This is a genomic window from Polaribacter sp. NJDZ03 (assembly GCF_019263805.1).
Classification (GTDB): domain Bacteria; phylum Bacteroidota; class Bacteroidia; order Flavobacteriales; family Flavobacteriaceae; genus Polaribacter.
In genome coordinates this window covers 2,040,017-2,052,613 of record NZ_CP079195.1, presented here as the reverse complement: position 1 = coordinate 2,052,613, position 12,597 = coordinate 2,040,017, and the positions used below count along the sequence as shown (strand labels likewise).

15 protein-coding genes are annotated in these 12,597 nt (G+C 29.8%); 10 read left to right on the top strand and 5 right to left on the bottom strand.

Going from position 1 to position 12,597, the window contains the following annotated elements:
• The first annotated feature begins 5 nt into the window (after positions 1 to 5).
• On the top strand, positions 6 to 137 hold the full coding sequence (locus KV700_RS17360; RefSeq protein WP_262887957.1) for a hypothetical protein: 132 nt from the start codon (positions 6 to 8) through the stop codon (positions 135 to 137).
• Positions 138 to 350: 213 nt separating this feature from the next.
• Here KV700_RS17360 and KV700_RS08860 read toward each other — a convergent pair whose 3' ends face one another.
• Positions 351 to 1,532: a glycosyltransferase gene (locus tag KV700_RS08860; protein WP_218597666.1), complete on the bottom strand. Its 1,182-nt coding sequence runs from the start codon at positions 1,530 to 1,532 to the stop codon at positions 351 to 353.
• A complete protein-coding gene (locus tag KV700_RS08855) occupies positions 1,529 to 2,446 on the bottom strand; it encodes a hypothetical protein (RefSeq protein WP_254712893.1) in 918 nt (305 codons plus the stop codon). Before KV700_RS08855 ends, KV700_RS08860 begins: the two co-directional genes overlap by 4 nt.
• 106 nt (positions 2,447 to 2,552) lie before the next feature.
• On the opposite strand from KV700_RS08855, the gene ruvC reads away from it, so the two are divergent.
• The 4 genes from ruvC to KV700_RS08835 all read left to right on the top strand — a co-directional run bounded on the left by ruvC (position 2,553) and on the right by KV700_RS08835 (position 5,493).
• Positions 2,553 to 3,107, top strand: coding sequence for a crossover junction endodeoxyribonuclease RuvC (gene ruvC, locus KV700_RS08850; protein WP_166384217.1), 555 nt, complete (start codon positions 2,553 to 2,555; stop codon positions 3,105 to 3,107).
• A gap of 66 nt (positions 3,108 to 3,173) precedes the next feature.
• Positions 3,174 to 3,539, top strand: coding sequence for a four helix bundle protein (locus tag KV700_RS08845; RefSeq protein WP_166384219.1), 366 nt, complete (start codon positions 3,174 to 3,176; stop codon positions 3,537 to 3,539).
• A 36-nt stretch (positions 3,540 to 3,575) separates the two neighbouring features.
• Positions 3,576 to 4,703, top strand: coding sequence for a radical SAM family heme chaperone HemW (gene hemW / locus KV700_RS08840; protein ID WP_218597664.1), 1,128 nt, complete (start codon positions 3,576 to 3,578; stop codon positions 4,701 to 4,703).
• Between the two features lie 40 nt (positions 4,704 to 4,743).
• On the top strand, positions 4,744 to 5,493 hold the full coding sequence (locus tag KV700_RS08835) for a cyclase family protein (RefSeq protein WP_218597663.1): 750 nt from the start codon (positions 4,744 to 4,746) through the stop codon (positions 5,491 to 5,493).
• Positions 5,494 to 5,616: 123 nt separating this feature from the next.
• Here the strand turns inward: KV700_RS08835 and KV700_RS08830 are convergent, their stop codons facing one another.
• Positions 5,617 to 6,597, bottom strand: coding sequence for a CorA family divalent cation transporter (locus tag KV700_RS08830; RefSeq protein ID WP_166384225.1), 981 nt, complete (start codon positions 6,595 to 6,597; stop codon positions 5,617 to 5,619).
• A gap of 76 nt (positions 6,598 to 6,673) precedes the next feature.
• On the opposite strand from KV700_RS08830, the gene KV700_RS08825 reads away from it, so the two are divergent.
• From KV700_RS08825 to KV700_RS08805, 5 genes are all read left to right on the top strand, one after another.
• Positions 6,674 to 7,042, top strand: a complete 369-nt coding sequence (locus tag KV700_RS08825) for an MmcQ/YjbR family DNA-binding protein (RefSeq protein ID WP_218597662.1) — start codon at positions 6,674 to 6,676, stop codon at positions 7,040 to 7,042.
• 12 nt (positions 7,043 to 7,054) lie between these two features.
• The gene (locus tag KV700_RS08820; protein WP_218597661.1) at positions 7,055 to 7,315 is read left to right on the top strand and encodes a DUF3781 domain-containing protein; all 261 of its coding nucleotides are present in this window, start codon (positions 7,055 to 7,057) and stop codon (positions 7,313 to 7,315) included.
• 16 nt (positions 7,316 to 7,331) lie between these two features.
• The gene (locus KV700_RS08815; RefSeq protein ID WP_218597660.1) at positions 7,332 to 7,880 is read left to right on the top strand and encodes a 5-formyltetrahydrofolate cyclo-ligase; all 549 of its coding nucleotides are present in this window, start codon (positions 7,332 to 7,334) and stop codon (positions 7,878 to 7,880) included.
• 184 nt (positions 7,881 to 8,064) lie between these two features.
• Positions 8,065 to 9,687 (top strand): adenine deaminase, encoded by a 1,623-nt coding sequence (gene ade / locus KV700_RS08810; RefSeq protein ID WP_218597659.1) that lies wholly within the window; start codon positions 8,065 to 8,067, stop codon positions 9,685 to 9,687.
• Between the two features lie 371 nt (positions 9,688 to 10,058).
• Positions 10,059 to 10,658: an alkylphosphonate utilization protein gene (locus KV700_RS08805; protein WP_218597658.1), complete on the top strand. Its 600-nt coding sequence runs from the start codon at positions 10,059 to 10,061 to the stop codon at positions 10,656 to 10,658.
• Positions 10,659 to 10,892: 234 nt separating this feature from the next.
• Here the strand turns inward: KV700_RS08805 and KV700_RS08800 are convergent, their stop codons facing one another.
• Entirely contained in the window at positions 10,893 to 12,209 is a 1,317-nt protein-coding gene (locus KV700_RS08800) for a M56 family metallopeptidase (protein WP_218597657.1), read from the bottom strand.
• Positions 12,206 to 12,577 (bottom strand): BlaI/MecI/CopY family transcriptional regulator, encoded by a 372-nt coding sequence (locus tag KV700_RS08795; protein ID WP_218597656.1) that lies wholly within the window; start codon positions 12,575 to 12,577, stop codon positions 12,206 to 12,208. The genes KV700_RS08800 and KV700_RS08795 overlap by 4 nt, the downstream gene beginning before the upstream one ends.
• Positions 12,578 to 12,597 lie beyond the last annotated feature (20 nt).

Here is a 12,597-nt window from a genome sequence, read left to right as displayed (position 1 = left end):
TTCAGATGGAATTCAAAAGAAAATTTGGAAGACAAAAGCAATCTAAACCTACAAAAGGGCTTTTTTTAATTGCTGTTTTAGCTTTCGTTTTAATCCTTTGGTTTAAAGCCGAAGATATTATGAATGCTTTATTTTAATAGTTTTTTAGAAGCTATTTCCTGCTTTACATTATATCTTTTTATAGCTGTCTTTGCGAAGTTTACTTTTTTGTAAACTGTGGCAATCTCTTTAAGGTTAACAGATTGCTTCGTTCCTCGCAATGACGATTTTTTAACAGGGAATATAAAGGTTGCTACTTCAATCAGGGCTAAACTTGTTTGCAATAAATATTCATTTACCTAAAGTAGAAGTTACTTTTTAAAACGTCTTCCTTTCCAATTGTACTTAAAAAAGAGCGATTTAAAAATAACGAGAAGGCTAAAAAAAGGATACAAGAAGCTTGCAAAAAGATACCATTTATAAAAGTGTTTTTCCTGTTTAAAAAACTGAATTGTAGGCAAGAATAAAAACAAATCAATAATTACTTTTAACACAAAAGGAATAAAAAGCATTTCTAAGCTTCCAAGCAATAAATAGTAAACAACAACAAAGTTGGTGAGTAAAACCAATAAACCAATTAGCTTTACTTTTAAAGAACTAAAATTACCTGTTTTTGCAGCCCAACGTGTTCTTTGGTTTACTAAATCACTCCATGTTTTTACAGGAAATGTAGTAACAATAGCCGCTGCTGATTTTAAATAAAAAACACTTTTTTTATCAACAATTATAAATTTTTCAAACAGAAAAACATCATCTCCGCTAGCAATATTGTTGTTGCCTTCAAAACCGTTTAGTTGTAGAAAAGCATCTTTTCTGTAAGCAAAGTTTGCACCGTTGCATAAAAAAGGAAAATCCATTCCAAAACCACCAATGGTAGTTCCTTGCATACTCATAAAATCTAATAATTGAAACTGCTCTAAAAAGTTGTTTTTAGCTTTATAGTTTACAGGAGCAACTACCATTTTTGCATTATTATTCTGAATAAAAATATCTAAGCTTTTTAACCAATTTTCAGGTAAAATACAATCTGCATCTGAAGTAACAATCCAATTGTTTTTTGCCTCAGAAATAGCTGTTGTAATGGCGTCTTTTTTTGGTGAGTTGGAGGTTCTATTGTTTCTTATAATACGAATGTCAGTTCGAGTGATTTCCCTTTTTTTCGAAATTGTATCGAGAACTTGTTTGCTTTTTGAGATTTCTCCTCGTTCCTCGTTCGAAATAACAAATTGTTGAATTATTTCAACAGAGTCATCAGTAGAAGCATCATCAACCAAAATAAATTCAACCAAGTCTTTTGGGTAATTCAGTTCCTCAATTGATTGTAATAAAATAGGTAGGTTTTCAACTTCATTTCTAAAAGGGATAATTACTGAAAATGAGGTTTTATTTACTGTTGCTACTTCCTTAAATTCTTTAACTTTTTTAAAGCCAATTCTTAACCAAACAATTAGAATTGCATAAGAAGTAAATGTGAAAATTAAGAACCAAATCATTTTGTAAAACTAGGTTTAAAAGTTAACACAAAATAACTACCAATAATTGCGGGTAGTACAAAATTTAAAATCCACATTAAAGTGGTTGTAGATAGAATGATAAGAGGTTCTATATTTAAAAACGAAAATATCCAAATAGCTACAGATCCTTTTAAGATAACATCAAATAATGACAGCATTGGTATTGTAGAAGCTATCAAGTAAACGGAGTTAATTGCCGAAATTGCATCAACATAAGAAATATCAACATTAAAAATGAGTAATAAAAAGTAAAACTGATGTGAGAAAACTAAGAACCGAAACAATGATAAAATAGCAACTTTTATATTTAGCGTCAACGGTATACTTTTTATAAAATTCCTTGCTTTTTCAAAAGTAAAGCCTTTGAAGTTAAGTTTTTTTAGTAGAAAAAATAAGACAAGAATTAGAATAAATACTAAAAGTAAAATTTTAAAAATTTGATATAGATCAACATTTATTTTATGACTAAGAACAAAATAACAGAGGCCGATACTTCCAAAAAATAAGGTCATTACCATTTGATAAAAGTTACCAACCAAATTTAAACCTAATATTTGCTTTCTATATTTCTTATTAAAATAAAGTGCTTTTGCTCCGTATTCTCCAATTCTATTGGGTGTAATTAAAGAAGTTGTTAAGGAAGCTAAAGATTGTTTTGTGGCTTCAAAAAAGGATATTTGTTTTACAAAACCGACAAGAGATTTCCATTTTAATATTTCTAAAAACCAATTTAAAAATGTGAGAAGAGATAGAAAAAATATGATTTTGATAGAAAAAATATCATTTTCTATTAAATTTTTATAAAAAACAGTGAATTTTAACTGTTCGTTATCAACCAGTTTTGTGTAAATAAAATATCCGCAACCAATTACAATCGATAGTTTTATTATCAACCAAAAGAATTGTTTAGATTTGTATGAGAGCGAATTATACATGGTTTGCAAAGTAACAAATAATCATCAGTATTTTTGGTGATAAAAACAAAAACAATCTACCAGTTTGGCGATAGAAAAAATTATTTTAGGCATTGATCCGGGAACTACAATTATGGGTTTTGGTTTGATAAAAGTTGTTGGTAAGAAGATGGAATTTATTCAGATGAATGAATTAATGTTGCAGAAATACGATGATCACTACCTAAAATTAAAACTAATTTTTGAGCGTACTATTGAGTTAATAGATACTTACAATCCTGATGAAATAGCTATTGAAGCTCCGTTTTTTGGAAAGAATGTACAATCGATGTTAAAGTTGGGTAGGGCACAAGGAGTTGCCATGGCTGCGGGTTTGTCTCGCGAAATTCCGATTACAGAGTATTTGCCAAAGAAAATAAAAATGGCAGTTACCGGAAGTGGAAGCGCTAGTAAAGAGCAAGTCGCGCTGATGTTAAAATCACTTTTAAATTTAAAAACATTACCAAAAAACTTAGATGCAACAGATGGTTTGGCGGCGGCAGTTTGTCATTTCTACAATTCAGGAAAAGTTGTTGGAGGGAAGAATTATACAGGTTGGGCTTCATTCGTTAAACAGAATGAGAAACGCGTTAAGAAATAATGTTTAGTTTTCAGTAGCAGTAGCAGTAGCAGTGTTCAGTTGTGGTAATCAGTAAAAATAAAAATTATGAGTTTTACAGATTTATTAGCTCTTAAAAAATCGTTTTCTTTGGCAATGAATATTTTTGAGGTTTCAAAATCATTTCCGAAAGAAGAAAAATATTCACTTACAGATCAAGTAAGAAGATCTTATAGAAGTGTCTCTGCAAATATATCTGAAGCTTATAGAAAAAGACAATATCCTAAGCACTTTGTTAGTAAATTAAGTGATTCGGATGCTGAAAATTCTGAAACTTACACTTGGTTATTGTTTGCTTTAAAATGTGAGTACTTTGATAAAAATACTTTTGAAAAATTAGCTTCCGAAAATTTAGAAGTAGGAAGATTAATAAATTATATGATTAATAATCCTGGTAAATTTGGTGTCAAGTAATTCTGCCAACTGATACTGTAAACTGAGAACTAATTTATGTCCGGAATATATATTCACATACCATTCTGTAAGCAAGCATGTTTTTATTGCGATTTTCATTTTTCTACTTCGTTAAAGAAAAAGGAAGATATGATTTCGTCTTTAATTAAAGAGATAGAAATTAGAAAAGACGAGTTAGAAAACACCATTATAGAAACTATTTATTTTGGAGGCGGAACACCGTCTGTTTTAAATACAGAAGAAATTAATTTGTTAATTGATGCTGTGTATAAAAATCATACAGTAATTGAGAATCCAGAAATTACGTTAGAGGCAAATCCAGATGATTTATCCGAAGAAAAAATAATTGAACTATCTAAATCACCAATAAATAGATTAAGTATTGGCGTGCAATCATTTTTCGAGAAAGATTTAAAACTCATGAATCGTGCGCATAATTCATCCGAAGCAAAAAAAAGCTTAACAATTGCAACTCGCTACTTTAAGAATATTTCTGTCGATTTAATTTACGGAATTCCAGATTGTACTAATGAGGAGTGGAGAGATAATATACAAACGGCACTAAGTTTCGGAATTCCACATATATCTAGTTATGCGTTAACGGTAGAACCAAAAACAGCCTTAGCTACGTTGATTAAAAAAGGGGAAATTAAAAACGTAGATGATGAAAAAGCAGAGGAACAATTTCATATTTTAATAGAAGAATTATCGAAAGTAAATTTTGTGCATTACGAGTTGTCTAACTTTGGTAAAGAAGGTTTTTTTAGTCAGAATAATTCTTCTTACTGGTTGGGTAAATCGTATTTAGGTATTGGTCCTTCTGCACATTCTTTTAACGGAACCCAACGAAGTTGGAATGTAAGAAATAATGCGAAATATATAAAAGCGATTCAACAAAACACGCTTCCAATAGAAAGAGAGACACTCACAAAAACGGATGGTTATAATGAATATATTATGACAGGTTTAAGAACCATTTGGGGAGTTTCTTTTGATAAAATAAAAACAGATTTCGGAGAAAAATATATTAAATATTTAGAAAAGCAATCTGAAAAATATATTGAGCAAGAATTATTGTATATTGAAAACCAAATTTTAAAAACAACCCAAAAAGGAAAGTTTTTATCAGACGGAATATCCTCAGATTTATTTATGGTAAACTAGGTTATTCAGCTTAATTAATAAAGAAATATTTGTAGCATAAATGAAAGCAACAGTAGAATATAACTCCAGAAAAATAGAAATAAATATTTCTAAGCCTATAGATATTTCTATAGCTATAGATGTTAAGAAAAATAATATAAATGCTTGGGGAATTGATGACCCAAAGATAGAACCAGAAAAATATGATGACTATGAAGTAAGTGTTGCAAACGGAGCGGTCGTTAACTTTAATAATATTCATTTTAACCCGCATTCTCATATTACACATACAGAATGTGTTGGGCATATTACAAAAGAAGTACATTCTGTTAATCAACATTTAAAGTATTTTATTTTTTTAGCAGAAGTAGTTACTATTGCTCCTTTGTTTCATAATGGAGACTTTCTAATAGGAGTTAAACAATTAAAACATGCTTTAGGGAATAAGAAGCGTGATGCAGTTGTAATTCGTACTTTACCTAATTTAGAGGAAAAAAAGAGTATGAAATATTTTAACACGAATCCTACTTATTTGTCTGAAAAAGCAGCTATTTATTTAAGAGAAAAAGGGATAAAGCACTTGTTAATAGATTTACCTTCAGTGGATAAGGAGAAAGATGGAGGGAGGCTTTTATCTCACAATGCTTTTTGGAATACAGGAGGTAAATTAAGAATGGATGCAACCATTACAGAATTTATATACGTACCAAATGATGTTGAAGATGGTGAGTATTTATTAAACCTAATGATTGCACCATTTGAAAATGATGCAACGCCTAGTAAGCCTATTTTGTATAAAATTATAAAGTAGATAACATTTAAAATTATTGGACCCTTCAGGTTTTTAGAACCTGAAGGGTCTATTTTTTTATTCTATTGGTTAAAAAGTAGGAGTAAGTTAAAGTCAGTGTGTCATGTTTGTGAATCTTATTTCTTAAAACCACTTTTTTCTTTTAAAATACCAAACAGAAACTATGGTTACTATTGCCATAACACCCAGTAATATAAAATAGCCATATTTAGACTTTAATTCAGGAATGTTTTCAAAGTTCATTCCGTAAATTCCTGCTAAAAAAGTTAATGGAATAAATATAACAGACAAAATAGTAAGCGTTTTCATTACCTCGTTTAAACGATGTCCTTGAATACTAAATATTAAGTTTATTTTACTCTCTAATTCTTGTAACTCAAAATCTATATTAGAAATTAAATTACTTGTTTGTTCTTTTAATTCACTAAAATATTTTACATCAAAACCTTCAATTTCAATCTTTTCTAATTTTATTATGGTGTCTCTTAAACTTAAAGTGGCTTTCTTAAAATTGAATAATTCTTGCTTTCTTTTTTCAACTAAAGAAGTAAATTCTGGAGTTGGTTTTATATGTGTAGAGTTTAATTTATCTGCGCTTAATTCGGCATTTTCTAAATACGTATCTTGGTAATTGTCAATAATAGATTCTAATAATAGAAACAACAAATAATCTGCTCTTTTCTTTCGTACAATTCCTTTATTTCCTTCTAAACGCTCGCGAATCCAATTAAAATAATCACCTTGTTTTTCTTGAATAGACCATAAAAAATCTGCGGAAACAATAAAAACCATTTGTTCAGAGTCTAATTTGTTACTTTCTGTAATTAAAACACGCGTGGTTACAAAAAATAAATTATCTAATAAAATAACTTTATTCGGGTGTTCTTCATCACTTAATAATTTAATTAAAAAATCGTCTAATTTATTTTGATAGATAACCCTTTTGTAAACATTATGAAACTGAATTCCGTAAGTATTCAACCATTTTGTAGTTTTTGTATTATCAGAAAAAACAATTTCTGATATGGCAGAAAACTTGGTTTTCTCGTAATTCTCATCAGAATATCTAATTATGGTTGTATTGTCTAAGAATTCATTTTCCATTAAAAAAAGATTTGTAAATTTGATAGATAAAGATACTTTTTAATTTATTAAAAAATACATTTAAAAAGAAGAGTTAATGCACATAGAACAATTAAGAGATTTTTGTATTGCTAAGAAAGGAGTAACAGAGCATTTTCCTTTTGATGAATCTACGTTGGTTTTTAAAGTAATGGATAAAATGTTTTTACTTACCGGATTAAATAATTGGGAAAAAGGAGAAAGTAAAGTCAACCTAAAATGCAATCCAGAAAAAGCAATAGAACTAAGAGAAGAATACGAAGGGATTATTGCAGGTTTTTATATGAATAAAAAACATTGGAACACTGTTTCTATAAATTCTAGTGATGTGCCAGACAATTTCGTAAAAGAATTAATTAACCATTCTTACGATTTGGTGGTAAGCGGATTGACAAAAAAACTTCAAAAAGAACTAGAAGAATTATAAGTTTCTAAAATGATGGAAAATAATAAAAACGAGATTTTAGAAAAACATTGTTATACCGAATTGGTCTATCAACGGATAAATAAAAAGTTAAAAACAGCTTTTTCTAAGGATGAAACTGAAAAATTGATTAGAAATATTTTAGAAGAAACTACTGTAGAAAACTACTTGAAAAAAGGAAAGAACTTTTACGTTTCTAGTAAAGAGCACAACATTAGAATTACAGTAAATTCGAATACTTTTAGAATTATTACGGTGGATAAAGTTTTAAAATAACCATTATTTTATCAAAATGAAAAAACAAGAACTTAGAAAACTTTATAAGCAAAAACGTACAGATTTAAGTGAAAATCAGATTATAGATTTTCAGCAAAATATCTATCAACAAATTTATGAGTTAGATATTGGCGGTATTAAAAATGTACACTTATTTTTGTCTCTTACAAAGTTTAAAGAAATAGACACACAACCAATTATCAATTTTTTTAGAAGTAGAAATATTAGAATCGTTGTAAGTACTTGTAATTTTAAAGACAACACACTTTCTCATTTCTATTTAGAAGAAAATACGGTTTTAGAATTGAATAAATTTGGAGTTCCAGAACCCGTAAATGCAGAACAAGTAGATGAAAAAGAGCTCGATTTAGTTTTTGTTCCGTTGTTAATTTCTGATGAATTAAATTACAGAGTTGGTTACGGAAAAGGATTTTACGATCGTTTTTTATCCAACTGTAAAGAAGAAGCAAAATTTATTGGAATCAATTATTTTAAGCCTATTTACCAGATTGAGGATTCCAACGATTTTGATATTCCGTTGCATCAAGTAATCTATCCCAAATAAACTTTAAATCGCCTTTAATTCTTTGTAAATTTGTTTTTGAACATCTCGATTCAGTTTTGCAAATAAAACACTTAGTGTGACAGTCCGTTCATAAGAATTGATAATAGTGACTGTCAGTTCGAGTGAAATTTCTTTTTCTGAAATTTTGTGTCGAGAACATTTTCAATTAAAACTCAATTAAAAAATGATTGTACAAGGAAACATCGTTGACATACTAAACAAAAGAATTTACAAAGGAGAAGTTGAAATTATAAACGGAAAAATATTATCTGTAAAAGAAGTAAATCACAACGAAGAAAACTACATTTTACCCGGTTTTATAGACGCACATATTCACATAGAAAGCTCTATGTTGGTTCCATCTGAATTTGCGAAAATTGCCGTAAAACATGGTACAGTTGCAACCGTTTCCGACCCACATGAAATTGCCAATGTTTTAGGTGTAAAAGGAGTTGATTTTATGATTGAAAACGGAAAGAAAGTTCCGTTGAAATTCAATTTTGGCGCTCCAAGTTGTGTGCCTGCAACGTCTTTTGAAAGTGCCGGAGCAATTATAGATGCTGATGATATTAAATTGATGATGGAAAACCCGGATATTAAATATCTGGCAGAAATGATGAATTATCCCGGAGTTTTATTTGATGATGCTGAGGTTTTAGCTAAGATTGAACACGCAAAAAACAACAACAAACCAATTGATGGTCATGCGCCAGGTTTAAGAGGCGATGATGCTACAAAATATATTGCAGCCGGAATTTCTACAGACCACGAATGTTTTTCTTTTGATGAAGCTTTAGAAAAGCTGCAAAAAGGTATGAAGGTAATTATTAGAGAAGGTTCTGCAGCAAAAAACTTCGAAGCTTTAATCGGTTTATTACCAGAACATTTCGAGAATATGATGTTTTGTTCAGACGATAAACATCCAGATGATTTATTGTTGGGGCATATCAATCAGTTGTGTGAAAGAGCCGTTGCCAAAGGAGTTGATGTTTTTAAAGTATTGCAAGCAGCTTGTGTAAATCCTGTAAAACACTACAATCTAGATGTTGGTTTATTACAAAAAGGAGACGATGCAGATTTTGTTATAGTTGATAGTTTAGAAAAATTCAATGTTTTAGAAACCTATATTAACGGAGAATTAGTCGCTAAAAATGGCGAATCTTTTGTAAAACAGGTAGATTTTGAAGTGTTGAATAACTTTAATACAGATAAAAAAGAAGTTTCAGATTTTAGATTTGAATCTTCTGCAGAAAAAATAAGAGTCATAGAAGCTTTAGATGGCGAATTGGTAACCAACCAGATTGAAGCAGATGCTTTAATTGTTGATGGAAATTTAGTATCAAACACTAAAACCGATGTTTTAAAAATGACAGTTGTTAATCGTTATAAAAATGATGTGCCTGCAATTGCTTTTATTAAAAACTTCGGATTAAAAGAAGGTGCTATTGCAAGTTCTGTTGGGCACGATTCTCATAATATTATTGCCATCGGAGTTTCAGACGAAGCTATTTGTAAAGCGGTTAATTTAATCATAGAAAATAGCGGTGGAGTTTGTGCTGTAAACGACACCGAAGAAAAAATTGTTTCGTTACCAGTTGCCGGAATTATGTCTGATAAACCTGCTGAGGTTATTGGTAAAGCGTATGCAGAATTAGATGCAATGGCAAAAGAAATGGGCAGTAAATTACGTGCGCCTTATATGAGTTTATCTTTTATGGCGTTGTTGGTAATTCCTGCGTTAAAATTGTCGGATAAAGGTTTATTTGATGGAACGTCTTTTAAATTTACTTCTTTAGAGGTTTTTTAGAGGTTTAAAAGTAACAAAGATTCAATGTTTCAAAGGAACAAAGTTTTTAAGTCTGATTGTCATTTCGACGATAGGAGAAATCTCATAAAGTTGATTGGTTTGGGCTTTTCTCTGTTATGTGACTTCTCATTCTTCGAAGTGACAATTTGTTGTGGAAATAGAAAATACGCTCGCAAACAAGTTTAGCCCTGATAAAACGGTCTGTTTGAGCTCTTTTTTAGCCTTTTTTTGGCTAAAAAAAGCAAGTAGTGAAAGCAGGAAATAGCTTCGAGTTAAAATTTTATCAAATTCTTAATTTTTAGGATACTTCTTTGGTAATTAATTAGCATTTTTCATTTAAAAATGTACTTTTGCCTAACTAAAATTATATTATGAGTTTACAACAAGATTTAGAAAATAGAAGTGGAAATAAGTGTGAATTATGTACATCAACAGATAATTTAGCAATTTACGAAGTTAAACCAACATCAACAGTTGGGGGTAGTGGAGTAGATGGAAGCTTGCTAGCTTGTGAAACTTGTAGAACTCAAATTGACAATGCAGACCAAACAGAACCAAACCATTGGCGTTGTTTAAACGATTCTATGTGGTCTGAACATAGAGCTGTAAAAGTGGTTGCTTGGAGAATGCTTTCTCGTTTAAGAAACGAAGGTTGGCCAAAAGATTTACTAGACATGATGTATTTAGAAGATGACGATTTACGTTTTGCTAAAGAATCTGGAGATCATTTAGATGATAGCGAAAAGATAATTCACAGAGATGCAAACGGCGCAATTTTAGAGGCTGGAGATTCTGTAGTTTTAATAAAAGATTTAAAAGTAAAAGGATCTAGCTTGGTTGCTAAACAAGGAACTGCGGTACGTAGAATATCTTTAGATCATGAAAATGCTAAGTTTATAGAAGGTAAAGTAGGACCAACTCAGATTGTAATTATTACAGATTACGTTAAGAAAATGGCAGAAAAGGAGTAGGTTGTTACTTCGAGTGATTTTCTGAAAGAAAATTGTATCGAGAAGTTGGGCGTTTCCTTGCAGGTCGCGCTTTGCACTATATCTTTTTTTCGTACCTCAAAAAAGGATGCCGTTTCAATCGCTAACGCACTTTTTTGCGAACTAAAAAGAGTTTTAAATTTACTTTATCATTATTTAGAAACATAAAAAAAACCTCGAAAATTTCGAGGTTTTTTTAGTTTCTATAGTGTAGTTTTATTCTTTTTTACTCGTAATATAAATTGAGCCACCACCATCTTTATTTTTTTCTACGTTTACACTTTCTATAGTGTCTGGCTTTACTTCTTTCATTTCTTTTTTAGAAATGCGTTTTCCGTCTAAGTAATAAATAGGTTCTTTTTTCTTTTTAATAGAGACCGTAGAACTTCCGTTTTCTTTTTTAGTAACGTTTACACTTTCTATATTATCCGCGTTTATTTTGTCCACTTCTTTTTTAGAGGTAACTTCTCCGTTTAAATAAAAAATTGGTTCCTCCTTATTTTTTTCTTTTATAGATGTAAAAGGAAATGGTGCTGCTGTTTTTTTCTGAGACTCGCTTAATTGTACATATAGTTTTTCTAACTTTTCTATATCTTCTTTTTTTGTAACGGCATTATCTTTAGATTTTACTTTTTTAGCTAAAGAATTATATTCTATAACTATTTTGTCTTTTGCTTTTTCTTGTGCTTGTACACGTTCTGCAAATAAGAAAAGGAAGCCAACTAACAACGGAATTACTGAGAGTTGTTTTAATAAAATTTTAGTTTGTGAACTTTGTTTTGTCATCATTTTTAATCTTTTTTTAGTGAGTGAATAATTCAAATTACTGGCCAAGTAATATTCGTTGTTCCAAGCAGCTTTGTTTAATAATAAGTGCTGGTATTTATTGGTGTTTTTATGTTGATTGATAACCTTTTGGTCGGCTAAAAATTCGTGATTTAATTGTATTGCTTTTTTTAAGAAGATAAATAATGGGTTTATCCAAAATATAATTTGTAGTAGCTCAATTACTAGAACATCTAAGGTGTGTTTTTGCGTTACATGCGTTAGTTCATGTGTAAAAAGCTCTTCTTCAATTTTTCCTTCATTGTAGTCTTTTTTATTGATAAAAATGAAATTCCAGAAAGTGTGAGGTAGTATTTCATCCTCCACCAATACAAGTACTCCTTTTTGATATTTTATAGTTTTGTTTTTTCTTATTTTTTGAATAATCTTTGTAAAGTTTTTTACAAATCGAATTAAAAATAAGGTTGATACAATTAAATAAACACCAATTAATAACTGACTGTAATTAAAAGTGTCGTGAATTGTTGCAAAGGCAGTATTTCCCATGAAAATAGGCTCTCCGTTGGTTTCTAAAATATTTTTAGCCTGAACCGTAATTGTTGCTAATGGAACTAAAAAAGAAACAATAATACCTATTAAAAGATAAAAACGATTAAACGTGTGCATTTTTTCCTTTTCTAATATAAAATGATAAAAGAAAAGTAATAATGCCAAACAACTTGCGGATTTTAGTAGATAGAGAATCATTGTTGTTGTTTTTTAATTTGACTGTCAATTATCTTTTTTAAATCTTCTAGCTCTTCTGTAGAAAGGTTGGTTTCTTTAGTGAAAAACGATGCAAACTGACTAGCAGAGTTATTAAAGAAATTTTTAATCAGGCCGTTTACGTGTTTAGAGAAGTAATCTGTTTTTTTAATTATTGGAAAATATTCTCTCGATTTTCCGAATAAAGTATAATCGATAAACCCTTTGTCTGCAATTCTCTTTAATAAAGTGGCAACGGTTGTTGTTGCTGGTTTTGGTTCTGGAAAATCTGTTAACAATTCTTTTAAAAATGCTTTTTTACGTTTCCATAAATATTGCATTAATTGTTCTTCGGTTTTAGATAATTGCATGGTCTTTTATTTTACTCTAC